Raw genomic sequence first — 20,648 nt, 5'->3', positions numbered from 1 at the left:
ACGCCACGCGCTGTAGCCGGTTGGCTGCACCCCGTCGTCACTGAATCACCGAACGTCACTCGATGCACACGACACGTCAACCGTCGCTCCTGTTCCACCCTGGAGGCCGTCATGGTCGTCCCCCGTCCGCACCCAGCCGCAGGACCGGAGGGCGGCAGCCGCGGCCCCGTCCGGCTCGCCCTCGCCCTGGGCACCGGCCTCGTCCTGGCCCTCGTCCCGACGCTGACCGCGAACGCCGCCCCCACGCCCACCCCGGCCGCCTCGGCCTTCCGGGACGGCGACTACGTCGTCACCCTCGCCCAGGACCCCATCGCGAAGTACGACGGTTCCCTCCCCGGCCTGCCGCAGCTGAAGTCGGCCGGTGGCGACCTGGACATGACCCGGTCGACGACCCAGCGCTACCGCGACCTGCTGCTGTCCGCCCAGACGAAGGTCGCCGACAGCGTCGGGGTCGCCCCGCTGCAGCGCTACACGGTCGCCCTCAACGGGTTCTCCGCCAAGCTCACCGGCGCGCAGGCGACCAAGCTCGCCGCCACCGCGGGGGTCGTCTCGGTCGCTCCCGACGTCGAGCGGCACCTGGTCACGAGCAGCGCCGAGGCCTCGGCCGCGGCGAGCAGCGTGACCACCACGACCAGCGCCACCACGACCAGCTCGACCGGCGCTGCGAGCACGGCCGCCGCCCCCGCCCGCACGACCGCGGACTACCTCGGCCTCACCGGGGCCGACGGGGTCTGGAGCCGGCTCGGCGGTGTGCAGCAGGCGGGCCGGGGTGTCGTCGTCGCCGACCTGGACACCGGGCTCTGGCCCGAGCACCCCTCCGTCGCCGGCGCGGCCCTGCCCACGGGGGCCCCCGCGGGCGACCCCTACGGCGCCTACCGCAGCGGCGGCACGATCCGGATGGCGAAGGCCGACGGCGGCACCTACACCGGGACCTGCGAGACCGGCCAGCGGTGGACCGCCGCCTCCTGCACGACGAAGGTCGTGGGCGCCCGGGCGTTCTCCGACGGGTACACCGCGGTGCACGCCCTCGGTGACGCCGAGTTCACCTCCGCCCGCGACAGCGACGGCCACGGCACCCACACGGCCACGACGGCCGTGGGCCGCAACGGCGTCCCCGCCACCATCGACGGCGACTCCTACGGCGACGTCACCGGGATCGCCCCCGCCGCCGCACTGGCCGTCTACAAGGTCTGCTGGACCGGCGACGACGGGACGAACGGCTGCCAGACCTCCGACCTGATCGCCGCGATCGACCAGGCCGTCGCCGACAACGTCGACGTCATCAACTACTCGATCGGTTCCGGCGCGTCGACGACGGCGGCCGACCCCGTCGAGATCGCGTTCATGGTCGCCGCCTCCGCCGGGATCTTCGTCTCCGCCTCGGCCGGGAACTCCGGCCCGACCGTCTCCACCACCGACCACGCCAGCCCGTGGGTGACGACCGTCGCGGCGGCCACCTCGGTGCTGCGCGAGGGCACCGTCGTGCTCGGCGACGGCCGGAAGTTCGTCGGGGCCCGGTTGACCCAGGAACCGCTGCCCACGACCCGCCTCGTGCTGGGTTCCGACGTGGCCGCCGCGGGGAAGACCGCCGACGACGCCGCGATCTGCCTCGCCGGGTCGCTGGACCCGGTCAAGACGAAGGGCAAGGTCGTCTTCTGCCGGCGGGCGGTGACGGCCCGCGTCGACAAGTCCGCCGAGGTCGCCCGCGCCGGTGGGGTGGGGATGATCCTCTACAACCCGACGCCGAACTCGCTGGAACCTGACGCGCACGCGGTGCCGACGGTCCACCTGGACGCCGGGGCGGGCAAGACCCTCCTCGGGTACCTGCGGACGCACCGCACCAACGCGACGGTGTCCTTCCAGCCCGGGAACACCACCCGCACCCCGACGCCGGCCCCGCAGATCTCCGCGTTCTCCTCGCGCGGGCCCGCGCTGGTCGACGGCGGCGACCTCCTCAAGCCCGACCTCACCGCCCCGGGTTCCGGCGTCGTGGCGGGGTACTCGCCCGTCGCGGACGGCGCGCGCGGCAACCTGTTCGCCCCCGAGTCGGGGACCTCGATGTCGGCCCCGCACGTCACGGGCCTGGCGGCGCTGTACTACGCCGCGCACCCGGAGTTCACGCCCATGATGGTGAAGTCGGCCCTCATGACGACCGCGCGGAACCTGCTCGGTCCCGACGGCACCCCGGCCCGCGACCCGTTCGCCGGGGGGGCGGGTTTCGTCGACCCGACGAAGATGCTGACCCCGGGTCTGGTCTACGACTCGACCCCGGTCGACTGGTTGCGCTACCTCGAGGGTTCCGGCGTCGCGACCGGGACCGGCGTGGGTGCGATCGACCCGAGCGAGCTGAACCAGGCCTCGATCGCGGACGGCGACCTCGCGGGGGCCCGCACCGTGACCCGCACGGTGACGGCCACCACGGGCGGGTACTACTACGCCACGGCCCAACTCGCCGGGTTCGACGTCCAGGTCCAGCCCAGCGTCCTGAAGCTGGACGCCGGGCAGAGCGCGCAGTTCCGGGTGACCGTGGCCCGCACGACCGCGGCGCTGAACACCTGGGCCTCGGGCTCGCTGACGTGGAAGGGCGGCGACGACCTCACCGTCCGCTCGCCGCTCGCGGTGCGACCGATCCCGCTGGCGGCTCCGGCCGAGGTCGCGGGGACCGGCGCGAAGGGTTCCGTCCAGGTCGGTGTCACCTCCGGTTTCACCGGTGACCTCGACCTGACCACGACCGGCCTCGTGGCCGGGAAGCGGAGCGCGGGCTCCGTCGCCGTCGGGGACAGCGTCGAGTTCCCCGTGACGATCCCGAAGGGCACCACGTTCAGCCGCTTCGACCTGCACGGGGAGGCCGGGTCCGACGTCGACCTCTACCTCTACTCCGCCGCCGGGGAACTCCTCGACCTGTCGGCCTCCGCGTCCACCGACGAACGGATCGACGACTTCGTCGACCCGGGGAACTACGTCCTCGTCGTCGACGGCTACGCCCCGGCCCCGGGGAAGTCGTCGATCGGGTACACGTTCACCTCCTTCGTCCTCGGGCCGGACGCGAAGGCGGGTTCGCTGACCGCCACACCGGACCCGTTGCCGGTGCGCACCGGTCGCCAGGCCACGTACACGCTGTCCTGGTCCGGGCTGGACCCCTCGACGCCCTACCTGGGCACCGTGGGCTACGGCGACACCACGCGGTCGACGGTCCTGACCGTCGGCTGACCCTCCCGCGGTGACGAGACCGCCGTCCCCACCCGGGGGCGGCGGTCTCGTGCGTTCACGCCGAGGGTGTCTCCCCGCGCGTGCCGCCCTCGTGGTGGGGCAGGACCGGTGCCGCCGGGTCGAGCGCGGGTGGCAGAGTGGGCCCGTGCAGCAGCAGAAGGCCGAGCCGACCAACACCGGGGCGATCGGCGGCGTCGTCGCCTCCGTCGCGGGGCTCGTCGTCTCGCTCGCGTTCGCCCCGCTGGGACTGGTCATGGGTGTCGTGGTGGTGGTGCTGGGGGTGCGCGCGTTGCGCTCCGGACACCCCGACCGCGGCTGGTGGACCCTCGCGCTGGCGCTCGCCGTGCTCTGCACGGCGTCGGGAGTCTTCGGGACGGTCGTCGGGTTGGCCAACGTCCTCGGATGAGGCCGCTCATCGTCACGGCGACGTTCGACGTCGCGACCCAGGCGAGCTTCGACCGGTTGCGTGAGCGGTGGTTCCCGCCGGAGCGCAACCAGCTCGCGGCCCACCTGACCCTCTTCCACGCCCTGCCGGGGGAGGCCCTCGACGACGTGTGCGCCGCCCTGGACCGCGCGTGCGCGGGTGCCGCGCCCCGCGCCGAGGTGACCGGGGTGCGGTCGCTGGGGCGCGGCGCGGCCCTCGTCCTGGACTCACCCGGGCTGGCCCGGGTCCGGGCCGGGCTGGCCGCGGAGTTCGCGGACCGCCTGACCCGGCAGGACGGCCAGGGGTTCTGCCCGCACGTCACGGTGCAGAACTTCGTGACCCCCGAGGTGGCCCGTTCGACCGTCGAGGAACTCGGCCGGGGCCTCGTGCCCTGGACGGTGCAGGTGAGGGGTCTCGCGGTGCACCGCTACCTCGGCGGCCCGTGGGAACTCCTCCGGGAGTCCTGCTTCACCGCTGCCTGATCAGGCTCTCCCGTGGGGGAGCGGCAGGGGTTTCGTGCACAGGACGTCGGGGCAGGTGAGGTAGCCGAGCCGGGCCCAGAACCGCAGTCCCGCCTCGTTCTCGGGCATCACCAGCAGGTTCACCCGAGGTAGGCCGCGCCCGGCGAAACGCCCCTCGAGCTCCGCGACCAGGGCGGCGGCGAGTCTCCGCCGGCGGTGGGCGGGGAGCACGGCGAGGCGGTGGATCCAGCCGCGGCGGGCGTCCGTGGTGCCGACCACGACTCCGACGATCCGGTCCTCCACCTCGGCGACGAGCAGCAGTTCCGGCGCGTTCGCGCGGATCGCCGCGAGTTCGTCGGCGGGGAGGGGTTCCCGACCGCAGGCGGCCCAGACCGCCTGGACCCCGGGCAGGTCCGCGGGCGCGAAGGCGCGGATCACCGGCCGGCGAGCTGGACGGCGGAGGGCAGGGCGGCCAGCACCGCGTCGATCTCGTCGGCGGTGCTCGTCGGGCCGAGGGTGAAGCGCACGGCGGTGCGGGCGAGGTCGGCGTCGATCCCGGTGGCCAGCAGCACGTGCGAGGCGTCGTCGGAGTCGGCGGCGCAGGCCGACCCGCTGGAACAGACGATCCCGACCTGCTCGAGCTCCGCGAGGACGGTCTCGCCGCCGACGCCCGCGAAGCAGAAGGAGGCGTGGCCGGGCAGGCGCCGGGTGCGGTGACCGGTGAGGCGGGCCCCCGGGACCGTGGCCAGGACACCATCGATCAGCCTGTCCCGCAACGAGGTCAGCCGGGCGACCTCGGCCTCCCGGGCGGTCGCGGCGGCGTGCAGGGCGACGGCGGTCCCCACCGCCGAGGCGACGTCGGAGGTGCCCGAGCGTCGGCCACGTTCCTGCCCGCCCCCGTGCAGGACGGGCGCCAGCGGGACGACGCCGCGGACCCAGAGGAACCCCGCGCCGCGCAACCCGCCGAACTTGTGCGCCGACGCGGACAACGCGTCGACGCCGAGTTCCCCGACGTCCAGCGGCAGGTGCCCGGCGGCCTGCACCGCGTCGGTGTGGAACGGGACCCCGAACGCGCGGCAGCGGGCCGCGATCTCGGCCAGCGGCTGCACCGTCCCGATCTCGTTGTTGGCGTACATCACCGACACGAGCGTCGTGTCGGGGCGCAGCACGGCGTCGAGCGCGGTCAGGTCGAGCAGACCGTCCCCGTCGACCCCCACCACGTCGACCTCGAACCCGCTCTCCCGCAGGGCGGACGCGGTCTCCAGGACGGCGGGGTGCTCGATCGCGGAGACCACGACGTGGCGGCCCCGGGGGTTCGCCGTGGCGATCCCCGTGATGGCCAGGTTGTCGGCCTCGGTGCCGCCGGAGGTGAACACGACCTCCCCGGGACGGGCCCCGAGGACCTCGGCGACGGCGTGGCGCGCCGCGTCCAGCCCCGCCTTCGCGGCCCGGCCGACCTCGTGGCTGCTGGAGGGGTTCCCGGTGACCTGGGTCAGGTACGGCCAGACCGCCTCGAGCACCTCCCGGCGCGGCGGTGAGGTCGCGGCGTGGTCGAGGTAGATCACGCGCTGACCGTGGTGTCGAGCCCCAGGTCCAGGGTGCGGGAGTTCTGGGTGAGCGCGCCCACCGAGATCAGGTCGACCCCCGTCTCGGCGATGGCGCGGACGGTGTCGGCCCGCACGCCGCCGCTGGCCTCCACGAGGGCCCGCGAGCGCTCCCGGACCAGGCGGACCCCCTCGGCCAGGTCGGCCAGGGAGAAGTTGTCCAGCATGACGACGTCGACGTCGGCGGCGAGGACCGCCTCGAGCTGGTCGAGGCGGTCGACCTCCACCTCGATGGTCGTCGTGTGCGGGACCTGCGCCCTCACGCCCTCGAGCGCGGTGGTGACGTCGATGCCCTGCGCGAGCAGCACCGCGAGGTGGTTGTCCTTGACCAGCACGGCGTCGGAGAGCGACCAGCGGTGGTTGTGCCCGCCCCCGGCCCGCACGGCCGCGCGTTCGAGCGCGCGCATCCCCGGGGTCGTCTTGCGGGTGTCGACGACGCGGGCGTTCGTCCCGGCGACGAGGTCGACGAACGTCGCGGTGTGGGTCGCGATCCCGGACAGGTGCTGCAGCAGGTTCAGGGCGACGCGTTCGGCACGCAGGACGCCCCGGGCGGTCCCGCGGACCCGGCCCAGCACGTCCCCGGCTCCGAACCGGGTGCCGTCCTCGGCGAGTTCCAGGAGTTCCAGCGAACCGCCGGTGAGGTCCGCGGTCCGGGTGAACGCCGCGCGGGCGCAGGCCGCACCGGCCAGGACGCCGGGTTCGCGGGCCACCAGTTGCGCGTCGGCGAGCGCGTCGGGCGGCAGCAGGGATTCGCTGGTGACGTCGCCCCAGGGGGCGTCCTCGGCCAGCGCGAGAGCGACGACGGAGTCAGGGGTGTTCACGGGATCCTCCGGAAGGACCGGCGCCGGGCGTACCCCGGTGCGGTGGGGTGGTCGCTGCGGAAGTGCGCGCCGAGGCTCTCCTCCCGCGCGGTCGCCGCGGCGACCAGCAGGTGGGCGGCGAGCACGAGGTTGGCGTCCTCGCGGGTGTGGCGGGGCACGTCGAGGTCCTCGGACAGGATCTCGACGGGGTCCTCCTGCGGGGTGAGCAGTTTCATCGCCACGGCGAGACCGGCGTCGTCGCGCACGACACCCGCGTGCTCCCACATGGCCGACTGCAGGTCACGGCGGCCGACGTGGGACGCGACGGGCAGCGCGGCCCCGGGCACCTCGACGACCTCGTCCTCGGGGAACTCCGCCGCGGCGACGCCGTTCTCGCGGATGTCGCGCACGACCTGACCACCGGTGACGAGCGCCTCCAGCAGGGAGTTCGACGCGAGCCGGTTCGCGCCGTGGACCCCGGAACAGGCGACCTCGCCCGCGGCCCACAACCCGGGCAGCGTGGTGCGCCCGACGGCGTCGGTGCGGATCCCGCCCATCCAGTAGTGCGCGGCGGGGGTGACGGGGATCGGTGTCGTCTCGGGGTCGATGCCGGACTCCCGGCACAACTGCGCGATCCCGGGGAAGCGCTGCGCGAAGGGCTTCCCCAGGGTCGCGGCGACACCGGTGGCGTCGAGGACGACGGGTTTCCCGCCGTGCTCGGCCATCGCGGCGGCGATGGCCCGGGCGACGACGTCGCGCGGGGCGAGTTCGGCCCGCGGGTCCACCCGGAGGGTGAACCGTTCACCGGCGGCGTCGAGCAGCACGGCGCCCTCACCGCGCACGGCCTCCGACACCAGGAACGGGTGCGCGACGGCGGCGACCGTGGGGTGGAACTGGAAGAACTCCAGGTCCGCGACCGCCGCACCGGCGCGGAACGCGGCGGCCAGGCCGTCGGCCGTCGCGACCGGGGGGTTCGTGGTGTGGCTGAACAACTGTCCCGCCCCGCCGGTGGCCAGCACGACGGCCCCGGCGTGGACCCGCAGGACGTGGGTGGCCCCGTCCTCCTCCGCGCCGGAGATGAGGTCGGCACCCACGACGCGGCCCCCGGAGGTCCGCAACCCGGCGAGGAAGGTCTGCTCGCGGATCGTCACGTCGCTGCGGCGGACGGCCGCGGCGAGCGCGGCGGAGATCGCCGCGCCGGTCCGGTCACCGCCCGCGTGCAGGATGCGCGAGGTCGAGTGCGCGGCCTCCAGACCGAGCGCCCAGCCCCCGGAGGCGCCGCGGTCGAACTCCACCCCGCGCTCGGCGAGGACCCGCACGGCGGCCGGGCCGGCCTCGCACAACGCCTGCACCGCAGCGGGGGAGGACAACCCGGCGCCGGCGGCCAGGGTGTCGGCGACGTGCGCGGGGACGTCCTGCGGCCCCACGGCCGAGGCGATCCCGCCCTGGGCGTAGTGCGTGCTGCCGTCGCCGAGCCCCGTCTTCGTGGCCAGCACGACGCTGCCGTGGTGGGCGGCCTCGAGGGCGGCGGTGAGCCCGGCGATCCCGGCGCCGACGACCAGGACGTCGACGTGGAGCTCCTCCACGAGTTCGCGACGGCGGTTCACGGGTGGACGGCCAGCATGCGTTCCACCGCCGTGCGCGCGTGGCCCGCGACGTCGGCGGCGACGCTGACCTGGTTCACGACCCGGCCCTCGACGAGGGACTCCAGCACCCAGGCGAGGTAGGCCGGGTGGATGCGGTACATCGTCGAGCACGGGCAGACGACGGGGTCGAGGCACTCGATCGTCAGGTCGGGCCGGGTGTCGGCGAGGCGACGGACCATGTTGACCTCGGTCCCGATCGCGAACGCGGTCCCGGCCGGGGCGGCGTCGACCGCCTTCTGGATGTACTGCGTGGAACCCGCCTCGTCGGCGGCGTCGACGACCTCCATCGGGCACTCGGGGTGGACGACGACGCGGACGTCGGGGTTCTTCGTCCGGGCCTGCGCGATCTGGTCGACGGTGAACCGCTGGTGCACCGAGCACCACCCGCGCCAGAGCACGACCCGGGCGTCCTCGAGGGTCTCCGCGGAGTTCCCGCCGTGGGGTTTGCGGGGGTCCCACACGGGCATCCGCGCGACGTCGACGCCCATGGCCTTGGCGGTGTTGCGGCCCAGGTGCTGGTCGGGGAAGAACAGCACGCGCTGCCCCCGCTCGAAGGCCCACTCCAGGACCTCGCGGGCGTTGGAACTGGTGCAGACGATCCCGCCGTGGGCGCCGCAGAAACCCTTGAGCGCGGCCGCGGAGTTCATGTAGGTCACCGGGATGACCGGCACCCGGCCGTCGGCGTCGGCCTCGGTGCCGTAGAGCGCCTCGAGCTGTTCCCAGCAGGCCTGCACGGAGTCGATGTCGGCCATGTCGGCCATCGAGCACCCCGCGGCGAGGTTCGGCAGGATGACCGGCTGGTCCGGGGTGGTCAGCAGGTCGGCCGTCTCGGCCATGAAGTGCACCCCGCAGAAGACGACGAACTCCGCCTCCGGGTGCCGCTGCGACTGCTGCGCGAGCTGGAAGGAGTCCCCGACGAAGTCGGCGTAGCGGACGATCTCGTCGCGCTGGTAGGCGTGGCCGAGGATCGACACGCGCGGTCCCAGGGTCGCCTTCGCCGCCAGGATCCGGCGGTCCAGCTCCTCGGCGGGCAGCAGCCGGTACTCGGCCGGGATCTGCTGCTGCACCGGGGAGTCGGCCGGGGCCGGGTCCTGGCGGGAGGCTCCCGCGCCGTAGGTCGGCAACGGCAGGGGCCGGCCGGGGACCGCGTCGAACTGCCACGGGGCGGTGGGCAGGTCGGGGTCGCAGGTGCTGTCCGCGCCACCGGGGGCGCGGGTGAGCAGGGCGATCTGCGTGGGGACGGACGCCATCGTGACGGGCCTGTTTCTCGAGGAGTTCCTGTGAACGTTGCCGGAGCGCTACGCGAGCGGACCGGCGGTCATCAGCGGGCCGGCGACCCCGTCCGGGACCACCGCCCGGTACAACGTCGGCGGCCGGTGCCGGCCGCCCGTCTGGCGTTCCCCGGTGGAGACGACGGTTCCCGAGCTCTCGACCTGGCGACGGAAGTTCGCCGGGTCGAGAGGGCGCTGCAGGATCGCCTCGTGGACCTCGCGCAGCTGCGCCAGGGAGAACTGCTCGCCCAGGAAGTGCAGGGCGACGTGCGCGTGCTGGACCTTGGTGCGCAACCGCCACAGCGCGTACTGCACGACCTCGTCGTGGTCGAAGGCGAGGCCCGTGCAGTCGTCGGCGGAGGTCCAGCGGACGTTCTCGCCCTCGACCGTCGCCGCGGCCTCGTGGTTCCTGACCAGGGCGGAGTAGACGACGGAGACGACGCGCTGACCGGGGGAGCGGTCCGGCTGCCCGAACGTGTAGAGCTGCTCCAGGTAGCTCGGGCGCAGCCCCGTCGTCTCGGCCAGGGTCCGCCGTCCGGCGTCGCTGAGGCTCTCCGTCGTGCGCACCCAGCCGCCCGGGAGCGCCCACTGGTCGGCGAAGGGGGCGCGGGTGCGGCGCACCAGCGGCAGGTGCACCCGGACGTTCCCCTCCCGGTCGGGCAGCAACGCGAAGATCACCGTCGACACCGCGACGAGGATCGCCTGCTGCTCGGTGGTGCTCATGGAACGCGGCCCCGGTCTCAGTAAGGGTGGTTCTGACAGTAACTGTGCCGGGTCGAACTGTAGGACACGGGCGCGGCACGCCACAAGCCGCCCCGTCGCCCGGGTCCGCTCCGGCGCGCCGGCGGTCGGGGAACTTCTTCGGAATTCGGCGTGACAACGGCGCGGGAGCGGTCTTACCGTTGACCTACACGGGAGAGGAGGTGGTCCGAAGAATGGTTTCTCTTGGGACGCGTGAGGTGGCTGCCCGCTAGCAGCTGCGTGAACGGACGCGGACCGCTCTGGTCGCCCCGCGCAGCGCGGCGAGATCACGGCAGTCACCGGGTCCCCGGGCGCCGGTCTGTCCAACCGGCCCGCACCGTGACGGCGAACGCCGTCGTGGGGGCGGAAGCGCCCGGGGACTTCCCACGCCCCCGTCCTCCGCGCTGAAGTAGCCCCGGGCCACGACCTATCCTGACCGGGTGAGTCCACCGCCGGCGCGATCCGGCCCCCCGAGTCCCGGTCCCGCACCGACCCGCCGCCGGTTCCTCGTCGACACGACGCCCCTGCGCGAGGTCCCCGCGTTCCGCCGGCTGTGGGTCGGCCAGTCGCTCGCCGCCATCGGCACCCAGCTCACCGTCGTCACCGTCGGGTTGCAGGTCTACTCCCTGACCTCCTCGACCTTCGCCGTGGGACTCGTCGGGATCTTCGCCCTCGTCCCCCTCGTCGGGCTGGGGCTCTACGGCGGTTCCCTCGTCGACGCCCACGACCGCCGGCGGGTGGCGCTGTTCGCCTCCGTCGGGCTCTGGGTCCTCTCCATCGCCATCGCGGCCCAGGCCTGGGCGCACCTGGACTCCGTCGGTCTGCTCTACGGCCTCGTGGCGCTGCAGAGCGCGGCGTTCGCGATCAACAACCCGGCCCGGTCGGCGATCGTCCCCGGAATCGTCCCGCGGGCGGTGCTGCCCGCGGCCAACGCGCTGTCCGGGATGACGAACGCCATCGCCCTGACGATCGGGCCGCTGCTGGCGGGACTCCTCGTGGGGGCGTGGGGCTTCCAGGCCGCCTACACCGTGGACGCGGTCACGTTCGTCGCCGCGCTGGCCGGGGTGCACGGGTTGCCCGCCATGCCTCCCGAGGTCCTCGGGGGGTCGCAACGGCCGGGACTGCGATCGGTGCTGGAGGGGATCCGGTTCCTGGGGACCCGCCCGAACATCCGGATGACCTTCCTCGCCGACCTCTGCGCCATGGTCTTCGCCATGCCCCGCGTCCTCTACCCCGCGCTGGGGGCGGCGGAGCTCGGCGGCGGTGCGCGGACGGTCGGGATCCTCGGTGCGGGGTTCGCGCTGGGTTCGGTGCTGGCCGGGTTGTTCTCCGGGCCGCTGGGGTCGGTGCGTCGCCAGGGTGCGGTCGTCATCGGCTGCGTCGCCGTCTACGGCGTCTCGGTCGCCGCGTTCGGGGCGGTGCTCGTCCTGGTCCCGCAGGGGGCCTCCGTGAAACTCGTCCTCTGCGTCCTGCTGCTCGCCGTCTCCGGCGCCGCCGACGCCGTCAGCTCGATCTTCCGCGGCACGATCCTGCAGGTCGCCACCCCCGACGCGCTCCGCGGCCGGTTGCAGGGGGTGTTCATCGTCGTCGTCGCGGGTGGACCGCGCCTGGGGGACCTCGTCCTCGGGTCGACCGCCTCCGGCGTCGGTGAGGGTTTCGCGGCGCTCGCCGGGGGGACGGCCTGCGTCGTCGCGGTGCTCTCCCTCGCCCGCTGGCAACGGCGCTTCCTGCACTACGACGCCCGGAACCCCCGACCCTGAGCCCCCGGCCCTGAGTCCCGGCGCTGAGTCCCGGTCGGTCAGCCCTTGACGCGGGCGTAGTCCTCGAGGGCGACCTGGCGTTCGTGGGCGTGGTCGACGATGCGCTCGGGGTACCCGTGGTCGTAGCCGCCGGGCGCGTCCCAGGGGGTGTGCGCGGACTTCCCCGCGAGGTGGCCCAGCTCCGGGACCCAGCGGCGGACGTAGCTGCCGTCGGGGTCGAACTTCTGGCCCTGGGTGATCGGGTTGAAGATCCGGAAGAACGGCGAGGCGTCGGTCCCCGACCCCGCGACCCACTGCCAGCCGTGGTTGTTGCTGGCGAGGTCCCCGTCGCGCAACCAGTGCATGAACTCCCGCGCCCCGGAGCGCCAGTCGACGTGGAGGTCCTTGACGAGGAAGCTCGCGACGATCATCCGGACCCGGTTGTGGACCCACCCGACGGAGCGCAGCTGGCGCATCCCGGCGTCGACGACGGGGAACCCCGTGCGCCCCTCGGCCCAGGCCGTGAACGACTCACCCACGGGTTCGTAGTTCATGGCCGCCAGTTGCGGTCGGTAGTACTCCCGGGCGGACTCCGGGCGGTTCCAGAGCACGTCGGCGTAGAACTCCCGCCAGCACAGTTCGGTCCGGTAGGTCTCCGCCCCCACCGACCGCTTCGCGCGCAACGCGGCCAGCAGGGTCCGGGGGTGCAGCTCGCCCCACTTCAGGGCGTGCGAGAGCTGGGAGGTGCCGTCGTGGTCGGGGCGGTTCCGTTCGCCGTCGTAGTCGGCCAGGGCGCCGTCCAGGAAGTCGTGCCAACGCGCGAAGGCGGCGTCCTCGCCAGCCTCGGGGAGTTCCAGGTCGCCCAGGTCCGGCTCGGCCGGCCAGTGGGAGCCGTCGACCCCCGCACCGTCGTGCACCCAGTCGACGTCACCGGGATCGGCGGCGGGCGCGGGCCAGCCGTGCTCGTTCCAGGCGCGTGAGAACGGGGTGAAGACCTGGAACGGCTTGCCGGAGCCGTTGAGGATGGTCCCGGGCCCGATGGCGTAGGGCGTCCCGGTCCGGACCAGTTCACGGTCGTGACCCGCCAGTGCCGTCGCGACCGCGTCGTCGCGCCGACGGCCGTAGGGGCCGGCGTCGGCGCTGACGTGCACCCGGCGGGCCCCGACCCGTGCGGCGACGTCGTCCACCACCTGCGCCGGGTCGCCCGCTTCGACCACGAGGTTGCCGTCCAGGGACGCGTCGAGCGCCCGCAGCGAGCGGAGCAGGTAGGCGCGACGGACGTCCCCGGAGGGCTTCCAGAGCGCGGGGTCGATGACGAAGAGCGGGAGCACCGACCCTTCCGCCGCCGCGGCGAGCAACGCCGGGTGGTCGCTGAGGCGGAGGTCCCGACGGAACCAGAGCACGCTGGTCCTCGGGTCACGGTCCTGTTCGCGGGCGGCCACGCCGGGACGCTATCCGCGCGCCCGCCGCCCCGCCCGGTGGAGGCCCGGTGGACGTGGGGCCCCGACCCGTCGGACGCTCTGCGCGAACACGCCCCGAAGGCCCCGGGGTCAAGGGTGCGACCACCCGTCGCGATGAACGATGATGGGCACCGTGAGCGATCTCATCGACACCACCGAGATGTACCTCAAGACGGTCTTCGAACTGGAAGAGGAAGGCATCGTGCCGATGCGCGCTCGCATCGCCGAGCGGTTGCACCACTCCGGCCCGACGGTCTCCCAGACCGTGGCGCGGATGGAACGCGACGGGTTGCTGCACGTGGGCACCGACCGACGGCTGGAGCTGACCGACGCCGGCAAGCAGAAGGCGATGCGGGTCATGCGCAAGCACCGCCTCACCGAGCGCCTGCTGACCGACGTCATCGGACTGGAGTGGAGCCTCGTCCACGAGGAGGCCTGCCGCTGGGAGCACGTCGTCTCCGAGGAGGTCGAGAAGCGCCTCGTGGCGATCCTGGACCACCCGCACTCCTCGCCCTACGGCAACCCGATCCCCGGCCTGGACGAGCTGGGGGAGGAGTGCTCGACCGAGGACTTCCGCTCCGGCGTGCAGTCGCTGACGAGCCCCGAGCTCGAAGGACGCTCCGTCGTCGTCCGGCGCCTCGGCGAACCGCTGCAGACCGACGTCCCGCTGCTGGCCCGCTTCCACGCCGCCGGCCTGGTCCCCGGGGTCGAGGTCGTCGCGAAGTCGTCGGCCTCCGGCGTCGAGGTCGCGGTGGGCGACGGCGTGGTGGACCTCACGTCGGCCGAGGCGTCGCACATCTTCGTCGCGCTCAGCTGACCCCGCCCCGACCCGGGAACCCCTCGACGACGCGGGGTTCCGGGCCCGGCAGCAGCCCGGACAGCCGCCTGCCGGCCCTCCCGCGGGTGATCCGCGACGGAGGGTGAGGGACGGCGTCACCCGTTCGGCCCCCGCCGCTGCCCGCTCCGCGTCCCCGGTCGTCACTCTCCGTAGATCGAGCTCGACGCGTCGTCACGTCCCCGGCACCAGTTCGTCACCGGGTCGTGACATTCGACCGTGGATCGGGTTATGGTCCACCCGCATCCTCGACAGCGCACGCGGATGCCCTCACGTGGACGCCGAGCCCTGCCACCACGTCGAGGTCCCCCGAGACATTTCATGGCAGGGGTGGGGGAACCACGTTTCCCGGGCGGAGCACGACCACCTGGTCGCGCCGAGTCCTTGGGGTGAAGCCGGTGCGAACCGGCCGGGGGATACTCCCTCCCGAACCCGACAGCTCACCTCGCAGGCGTCGGAGAGGCCACCACCTTGACGACTCGCGTCCAGGCGCGCCACCGCGCCGCCGTTCGTGCCCGTACCCCCCTGACCGACCTGTCCGACAGCGTCGCCCGCACCGCCGGCGGCGCCGTCCGCACCGGTGCGGTCGCCGCCGCCGCCGGTGGTCTGCTCGTCTCCGTCGCTCTCCCCGCGAGCGCCGTGACCAGTGCAGCCCCGGCCGCCGTCGGCTCGAGCGTCGCCTCGGTGGCGACCGCCGTCCCCGCCGCCTTCGGCACCACCGCCGCCGGCGTCGTGTCGGCCCCCGTCACGGTGAGCACCCTGTCGAGCACCGCGACGTTCGCCGCCGCCCCGGCCGCTGCGCCCGTCATCGTCGCCGCCCCGGTCCTCACCCGGGCCACCCGCACGGCGGACGCCGTCCCGGTCGTGGCCTCCAGCGTCGCGGAGAACGCGATCGTGCCGGAGCCCGCGCCGGTCGTCGCGGCTCCGGTGGCCGCACCGGCTCCCGCGCCGGCTCCTGCACCCGCCCCGGTCCAGGCCTCGCTGGGTGCGCGCATCCTCGACGTGGCCGACGACTACGCCGGTGTCCCCTACGTCTACGGCGGCACCACCCCCGCCGGCTTCGACTGCTCGGGCTACACCAGCTACGTCTACCGCCAGGTCGGTGTCGAGATCCCCCGGACCGCCGCCGCCCAGAAGTCGGCCGCGGCCACGATCTCCCGTGGCGACGCCGTCCCCGGCGACCTCGTCTTCTTCAGCAACGGTTCCGGCCGTGCCTTCCACGTGGGCATCTACGCGGGCGGCGGGATGATGTGGGACGCGCCGCGGACCGGCAAGCCCGTCCAGCTCCGCGCGATCTGGAGTGACGCCGTCACCTTCGGTCGCCTCGCTGCCACCGTCTGATCGAGGCAGGTCACCGATCGGCGAGTGGTCGTCGCTCGGTACGCAGGAACGGCGCTCGTCGCGTCCACCGGAAGAGGTTCCCGCCTCCGACGGTGGTGCGACGGGCGCCGTTCTCGCGTTCACGACCCGGCCGATCCGGGCCACCTCCCCGGTTCCGGCGCGCCCGGTGGGATTCACGGGAAAGTTGCTGACTCCACCACCCCTCGCGACGTAGGGTGCCGTCAACGACGACGGCACCCACGGAGGTCCGATGACCAGGCGTCACGGCGGCACAGCCACCGTGGTGCCCCACGCCCTCCAACAGCACGCGGAGCACCACCACCACGTGCACCACCACCACCACCATGTGCACGTCGTCGCTCTCAGAGGCGCCCTCCCCACCGGGGACGGCGCCTCTCGTCGTCTCAGGAGGTGGATGTGCGCACGCTCGTGCTGAACGCCGGCTTCGAACCGCTGGCGGTGGTGTCCTTCCGCAGGGCACTCGTCCTCGTGCTCGCCGGGAAGGCGTCGGTGGTCCTCGCCGACGCCGACCCCGTCGTCGGCGCGACGATGAGCCTCGAACGGCCCTCCGTCATCCTGCTCACGCGTTACGTCCGCGTCCCACGCGGCCAGGTCGTCCCGGTCAGCCGGCGTGGCGTCCTGCGACGCGACCACCAGCGCTGCGCCTACTGCCGCGGCCACGCGAGCACCGTCGACCACGTCCTGCCGCGCAGCCGTCGCGGCCCGGACAGCTGGGAGAACCTGGTCGCCTGCTGCGTGCGCTGCAACAACGCCAAGGGCGACCGCACACCCGAGGAGATGGGGTGGAGCATGCCGTTCCGACCCGCTGCCCCGCGGGGCGCGTCCTGGGCCGTGCGGGGTGCCGAGACCCCCGATCCTCGCTGGGACGAGTTCCTCGCCACCGCCGCCTGAGCTCGCTGCTGCCGTCCCCGGCGCGAAAAGGGGAGGTCGCGGCGGCGGCCGCTCGCTAGCGTCGGAGCGCTCCCCGGCCGGTCGGCCGGGGAGCGCGGCGCGACGGGGGAGCTACGGTGACGGGTCGTCCCGGACTGACGGTGCGACGACTCGCGGGAGCAGTGACGACCCTCGCGACGGTCCTCGGGGTAGCCGCGGCGCTCGCCGAGGTGCTGGGGACGGTCGTCACCGGCCAGCTCGCGGAGCAGCCCACGGCTGCGCTGCTCACGGTGCTGGCCTCGCTCGTGGTCGGGGCCAGCGCCGCCGACACCCTCGGACGGGTCGCGCTCGCGACCGCCGTCGGCCGGGCCGAGGGGCGCTTGCGCGCCGACCTCCTCGCCGCGGCCTTCGCCCAGCCCGTCCCGGCGCTGGCGGAGCAGGCCGTCGGCGAGGTCATCGACCGGGTCGACGACGATCCGCGCCAGCTCGCCCAGCTGGTCCGCGAGGCGCTGTGGGACCTCGGTCGCGGGCTGACCCGTTCCCTGCTCGGCTGGGTCGTCGCCGGGCTGGTGTGGTGGCCGGCCTTCGTCGCGTTCCCGGTCGTGGCCGTGCTCGTGTGGTCCACGGCGCGCCGGCTGACCCCCCGGCTGGTGCAGCGCAAGGTCGCCGAGGAGGTCGCCTGGACCGACCACGCCGCCCAGCTCGAGGAGGCCGTCGCCGGCCGTGACGACGTCCGGTCCAGCCTCGGCCAGGCGCACGTCGTGCGCCGCTACGCCCAGAACGCGGCGACCGTCCTCACCCGGGTCCGGGCGACGAACGATCTCGCCGCCGCCGTCGCCCGCCGCACGACGCTCGTCCTGGGCTCGGTCTGCTCCGCGCTCGTGGTCGGCGGGGTGGCCCTCGTCGGCGACGGTCGGCTGAGCGTGGCCCAGCTCGTCACGGTCTGGTTGCTGTGCACGGGTTTCGCCGGCGACCTCACCCAGATCAGCGGTCGCCTGCCCGAGGTCCAGGCCGGACTCGGTGCGGTGCAGCGCATCCGGTCGCTGCTGAAGTCACCGGCCGAACCCGTGGGCGGGGTACCCGTCCCCGCCGGGACGCCGGCCGTGGAGTTCCGCGGCCTGCGGTTCGCCCACGCCGGGGGTTTCGCCCTGCGCGACGTCACACTGACCGTGCCCGCCGGCACCACGTGCGCCCTCGTCGGGCGCAGCGGGTCGGGGAAGTCGACGCTCGCCGCGCTGGTGTCCAGGGCGCTGGAACCCCCGCGCGGGGCGGTGTTCCTCGGCGGGGTCGACGTCGCCGACCTCGACGTCCACCACCTGCGACGCGCCGTCGGCGTCGTCACCCAGCGGACGGAACTCCTCGCCGCCACGTTGCGGCGCAACATCACCCTCGAGGCGGACGTCCCCGCGGAGCGCGTCGCCGCGGCGCTGGACTCCCTCGGGCTCGGCGACTGGGTCGCCGCTCTGCCGGACGGTCTGGAGACCCGGCTGGGGCCGGGCGGCTCCAGCCTGTCCGCGGGGGAGGAGCAACTCGTCGCCTTCGCCCGCCTCCTCGTGCGGGACGTGCGCGTCGTCGTCCTCGACGAGGCCACCGCCCGGATGGACCCCGTCACCGAGCACCGGGTCACCGCCGCCGCGCAACGCCTCCTCGCCGGCCGGACCGGGATCCTCATCGCCCACCGGCTCTCCACCACCGCCCGCGCGGACGGCGTCGCGGTCCTGGACGCCGGGCGGGTCGTCCAGCAGGGGTCGCGGTCCGACCTCGCCGCGACCCCCGGGGCCTTCGCGGACCTGGTGCGCGCCAGTGGGCACGAGGAACTCGCCGAGGAGCACCAGGAGGGCCGGGTGCTGCACACCCGACCCCGTCGCGAGCCCCGCGAGCCTCCTGAGCCGACGCGTCCCCGGCTGGTCCGCTCCGTGGCACGGGCCACCACCCGGTTCAAGCGCTGGGGGCTGACCGGTGCCGTGCTGTTCGCGGGTGTCTCGATCGTCGGCATCCACGGGCCCGTCGTCGGCTGGCTGTGGGGCGTCGTGGTCCAGACCCTGCAGCGGGGCGGTGGTGCGCGACAGGCGTGGCCGGCGATGGGAGCCCTCGTGCTCGCCCTGCTCACCGTGCCGTTCCTCCTGGGCGCCGCGATCGCCCTGTACCCGCGGTGGTGGAACGCGGTCACCCTCTCGACGCGGTTGGCGGTGCTGCGCGGGCAGACCCGCCAGCACCGCCTCGCGCGGGTGCCGGCCGGCGAGGTCGCCGCCCGCAGCCTGGACTCCGAGCGCTTCGTCCTCTACGTCGACCGGTGCGTCGACGTCGTCATCGGGGTGTTCGTCGCCGCCGTCACCGCCCTGGTCGCGCGCGACCTCACGGCGGGTGCCGTGGTGGCCGTCGTGATGCTGGGGTCCGCCGCGATCTCCGTCGCCGGGGCGGGGGTCTCGGGGCGTCGGGGGCGGGCGGCCGGCGACGCGCGGGCCGGTTTCGGGCGCGACCTGGGCTCCGCGGTGGACTCCGCCCGCACGGTGAAGCTCGCCGCGGCCGTCCCCGACGTCCTGCGTCACCTGGCCCGCATCGACCACGAGCGGGTCCACGCCTCCGTCCGGGAGTTCCGGGTGCGGGCCCTGCTCGAAGGGGTGCCGGGGGTCCTCGTCCAGTGCGGCATCGTGGCGACCTGGCTGATGCACCTCACCGGCCGGTGGTCCCTGGCCGACGCGCTGCTCGTCGCCACCGCCGTCGCCGGGGCCTCGTACTACGGCACCGTCGCCGGCGCCGTCATCACCGAGGCGCCGGTCGCCCGGGAGTGGCTGCGGGCCGTCACCGACCTTGCCGGCACCGAGGACGTCGTCCGCCTGCCGGCCGGGGTCGACCTCGTGCGGGGCACCGCCCCCGCTCCGGCACCCCCCGCCAAGGAGGCGCTGCGGCGGGTGTCCGTGCAGGGGTTCGCCGCCGTGCACGACGACGGCACGGTCGGGGTCGAGGACGTCGACCTCGAGGTCGAGGCGGGGGAGCTCGTCCTGCTCACCGGCCGCGTCGGGTCGGGGAAGTCGAGCCTGCTCGCCGCGCTCGCGGGGCTGGTGGACCACGAGGGGTCGCTGTGCTGGAACGGCCGCGACGTCGGCGACCCGCAGACGTTCCTGCGCCCCGGGCAGGTCGCCTACGTGGCCCAGGTGCCGCGCGTGCTGTCGGGCAGCTTCGCCGAGAACGTGACCCTCGACCACGCCCACGCGCGGGTCCTCGCCGGGCACGCCGTGCGGGACGCCCGGCTGGAGCTCGACGTGCGCGAGGCCGGTGGGGACGCCGCCCTCGTCGGGCACCGCGGGGTGCGGCTGTCCGGAGGTCAGGTCCAGCGCCTCGCGCTGGCCCGGGCCCTGGCGAGCGGCGCAGAGCTCCTCGTCGCCGACGACGTGTCCTCCGCCCTCGACGCCCGCACCGAGCTCGAGCTGTGGGAGTCGCTGCGGGAGCGGGGGACGACGGTCATCGGGTCGTCGTCGAAGCGGTCGGCGCTGCTCGCCGCCGACCGGGTCGTGGTGCTGGCCGAGGGCCGCGTCGCCGCCGTCGGGGCGTGGAAGGAGCTCGAACCGGACTGGGGCTTCCTCTCCGGCTGAACGACGGACGGCGTCCGGGGTTCCGCCCTGCGGATGACGAGGACGGCGCGGGCGGGTGCGACGCTGGGGGCATGGACGAGAACAAGAGGCAGGGCGAGTCGATCGACGCGGTGCTGCGGGGTCTGCTGAAGCAGGGCCGGCTGGACCCGGGGGCCGAACGCCTCGCGGAACAGGGCATCGACCGGCTGAAGGCGTTCCTCGGCTCGACCCCGGGGGCGCGGACCACGACCGGGACCGAGGTCCCCGAGGACGCCGAGGTGGTCGTCCCCGGCGGGCGGGAGATGCTGATGCACACGATCCCGCTGCCCGACGGCACCCGGGTCGAGGTTCTGGTGCCGGAGCGCCTCACCCGGGCCGAGGCCGACCGGGTCGCCGGTGTCCTCACCGCGCTGGCCGTCGATGAGTGAGGTGGCGGTGGAGACGATCGACGTCGAGGTGACCGGGATCGTGCGCCTCGGGCAGTTCCTCAAGCTCGCCGGCGCCGTCGACTCCGGGGGGGAGGCCCGTGAGGTCCTCCAGGCCGGGGAGGTGACGGTGAACGAGGAGCCCGAGGACCGCCGGGGTCGTCAGCTCTCCGACGGTGACGTCGTCGCCCTCGGCCAGGGGTCCTGGCGGGTCCTCGTCAACTGATG

General features: G+C 74.3%; 17 protein-coding genes and 1 riboswitch. Of the genes, 10 read left to right on the top strand and 7 right to left on the bottom strand.

Annotated features, from left to right (window positions below):
• Window positions 1–111 precede the first annotated feature (111 nt).
• The 3 genes from ACFQ46_RS16305 (at window position 112) to ACFQ46_RS16295 (ending at window position 4,116) form a co-directional block, all read left to right on the top strand.
• Window positions 112–3,210 carry a S8 family serine peptidase gene (locus ACFQ46_RS16305; protein WP_380260412.1) on the top strand — a complete coding sequence of 1,033 codons (3,099 nt, stop codon included), beginning with the start codon at window positions 112–114 and terminating at the stop codon, window positions 3,208–3,210.
• A gap of 145 nt (window positions 3,211–3,355) precedes the next feature.
• Complete coding sequence (locus ACFQ46_RS16300) at window positions 3,356–3,616, top strand: hypothetical protein (RefSeq protein ID WP_380260411.1); 261 nt, start codon at window positions 3,356–3,358, stop codon at window positions 3,614–3,616.
• Window positions 3,613–4,116, top strand: coding sequence for a 2'-5' RNA ligase family protein (locus tag ACFQ46_RS16295; protein WP_380260410.1), 504 nt, complete (start codon window positions 3,613–3,615; stop codon window positions 4,114–4,116). Before ACFQ46_RS16300 ends, ACFQ46_RS16295 begins: the two co-directional genes overlap by 4 nt.
• Here the strand turns inward: ACFQ46_RS16295 and ACFQ46_RS16290 are convergent, their stop codons facing one another.
• Genes ACFQ46_RS16290 through ACFQ46_RS16265 form a run of 6 tightly spaced genes read right to left on the bottom strand, consistent with a single transcriptional unit; the run spans window position 4,117 to window position 10,139 of the window.
• Window positions 4,117–4,533 (bottom strand): GNAT family N-acetyltransferase, encoded by a 417-nt coding sequence (locus ACFQ46_RS16290; RefSeq protein ID WP_380260409.1) that lies wholly within the window; start codon window positions 4,531–4,533, stop codon window positions 4,117–4,119.
• The gene (locus tag ACFQ46_RS16285) at window positions 4,530–5,660 is read right to left on the bottom strand and encodes a cysteine desulfurase family protein (RefSeq protein WP_380260408.1); all 1,131 of its coding nucleotides are present in this window, start codon (window positions 5,658–5,660) and stop codon (window positions 4,530–4,532) included. Before ACFQ46_RS16285 ends, ACFQ46_RS16290 begins: the two co-directional genes overlap by 4 nt.
• Window positions 5,657–6,520, bottom strand: coding sequence for a carboxylating nicotinate-nucleotide diphosphorylase (nadC, locus tag ACFQ46_RS16280; protein ID WP_380260407.1), 864 nt, complete (start codon window positions 6,518–6,520; stop codon window positions 5,657–5,659). Before nadC ends, ACFQ46_RS16285 begins: the two co-directional genes overlap by 4 nt.
• Complete coding sequence (gene nadB / locus ACFQ46_RS16275) at window positions 6,517–8,106, bottom strand: L-aspartate oxidase (protein ID WP_380260406.1); 1,590 nt, start codon at window positions 8,104–8,106, stop codon at window positions 6,517–6,519. The genes nadC and nadB overlap by 4 nt, the downstream gene beginning before the upstream one ends.
• Window positions 8,103–9,395, bottom strand: coding sequence for a quinolinate synthase NadA (gene nadA / locus ACFQ46_RS16270; protein WP_380260405.1), 1,293 nt, complete (start codon window positions 9,393–9,395; stop codon window positions 8,103–8,105). The genes nadB and nadA overlap by 4 nt, the downstream gene beginning before the upstream one ends.
• 48 nt (window positions 9,396–9,443) lie before the next feature.
• A complete protein-coding gene (locus tag ACFQ46_RS16265; RefSeq protein WP_380260404.1) occupies window positions 9,444–10,139 on the bottom strand; it encodes an NUDIX domain-containing protein in 696 nt (231 codons plus the stop codon).
• A 458-nt stretch (window positions 10,140–10,597) separates the two neighbouring features.
• Between ACFQ46_RS16265 and ACFQ46_RS16260 the strand changes: the two genes are divergently transcribed.
• Window positions 10,598–11,917 carry an MFS transporter gene (locus tag ACFQ46_RS16260; RefSeq protein WP_380260403.1) on the top strand — a complete coding sequence of 440 codons (1,320 nt, stop codon included), beginning with the start codon at window positions 10,598–10,600 and terminating at the stop codon, window positions 11,915–11,917.
• A 38-nt stretch (window positions 11,918–11,955) separates the two neighbouring features.
• Here the strand turns inward: ACFQ46_RS16260 and ACFQ46_RS16255 are convergent, their stop codons facing one another.
• Window positions 11,956–13,338, bottom strand: coding sequence for a cryptochrome/photolyase family protein (locus ACFQ46_RS16255; RefSeq protein WP_380260402.1), 1,383 nt, complete (start codon window positions 13,336–13,338; stop codon window positions 11,956–11,958).
• Window positions 13,339–13,489: 151 nt separating this feature from the next.
• On the opposite strand from ACFQ46_RS16255, the gene ACFQ46_RS16250 reads away from it, so the two are divergent.
• From ACFQ46_RS16250 to ACFQ46_RS16225, 6 genes are all read left to right on the top strand, one after another.
• Window positions 13,490–14,173, top strand: a complete 684-nt coding sequence (locus ACFQ46_RS16250) for a metal-dependent transcriptional regulator (protein ID WP_380260401.1) — start codon at window positions 13,490–13,492, stop codon at window positions 14,171–14,173.
• Between the two features lie 287 nt (window positions 14,174–14,460).
• A riboswitch (cyclic di-AMP (ydaO/yuaA leader) is annotated at window positions 14,461–14,660 on the top strand.
• 2 nt (window positions 14,661–14,662) lie between these two features.
• Window positions 14,663–15,532, top strand: coding sequence for a C40 family peptidase (locus tag ACFQ46_RS16245; protein ID WP_380260400.1), 870 nt, complete (start codon window positions 14,663–14,665; stop codon window positions 15,530–15,532).
• 417 nt (window positions 15,533–15,949) lie between these two features.
• Window positions 15,950–16,444 carry an HNH endonuclease gene (locus tag ACFQ46_RS16240; RefSeq protein ID WP_380157485.1) on the top strand — a complete coding sequence of 165 codons (495 nt, stop codon included), beginning with the start codon at window positions 15,950–15,952 and terminating at the stop codon, window positions 16,442–16,444.
• A 116-nt stretch (window positions 16,445–16,560) separates the two neighbouring features.
• Window positions 16,561–20,016 (top strand): ATP-binding cassette domain-containing protein, encoded by a 3,456-nt coding sequence (locus ACFQ46_RS16235; RefSeq protein WP_380260399.1) that lies wholly within the window; start codon window positions 16,561–16,563, stop codon window positions 20,014–20,016.
• Between the two features lie 71 nt (window positions 20,017–20,087).
• Window positions 20,088–20,423, top strand: coding sequence for a hypothetical protein (locus ACFQ46_RS16230; protein ID WP_328295299.1), 336 nt, complete (start codon window positions 20,088–20,090; stop codon window positions 20,421–20,423).
• On the top strand, window positions 20,416–20,646 hold the full coding sequence (locus ACFQ46_RS16225; protein ID WP_380260398.1) for an RNA-binding S4 domain-containing protein: 231 nt from the start codon (window positions 20,416–20,418) through the stop codon (window positions 20,644–20,646). Before ACFQ46_RS16230 ends, ACFQ46_RS16225 begins: the two co-directional genes overlap by 8 nt.
• Window positions 20,647–20,648: the final 2 nt, after the last annotated feature.

Origin of the sequence: Kineococcus sp. GCM10028916, assembly GCF_042674865.1 — a bacterium.
Classification (GTDB): domain Bacteria; phylum Actinomycetota; class Actinomycetes; order Actinomycetales; family Kineococcaceae; genus Kineococcus.
This window is presented reverse-complemented; position numbering and strand designations above follow the sequence as displayed.

Coding starts and splice junctions, on each gene's coding strand:
- ACFQ46_RS16225 (WP_380260398.1), top strand. CDS start 20,416: ATGAGTGAGGTGGCGGTGGAGACGATCGACGTCGAGGTGACCGGGATC.
- nadA (WP_380260405.1), bottom strand. CDS start 9,395: ATGGCGTCCGTCCCCACGCAGATCGCCCTGCTCACCCGCGCCCCCGGT.
- ACFQ46_RS16265 (WP_380260404.1), bottom strand. CDS start 10,139: ATGAGCACCACCGAGCAGCAGGCGATCCTCGTCGCGGTGTCGACGGTG.
- ACFQ46_RS16295 (WP_380260410.1), top strand. CDS start 3,613: ATGAGGCCGCTCATCGTCACGGCGACGTTCGACGTCGCGACCCAGGCG.
- ACFQ46_RS16305 (WP_380260412.1), top strand. CDS start 112: ATGGTCGTCCCCCGTCCGCACCCAGCCGCAGGACCGGAGGGCGGCAGC.
- ACFQ46_RS16230 (WP_328295299.1), top strand. CDS start 20,088: ATGGACGAGAACAAGAGGCAGGGCGAGTCGATCGACGCGGTGCTGCGG.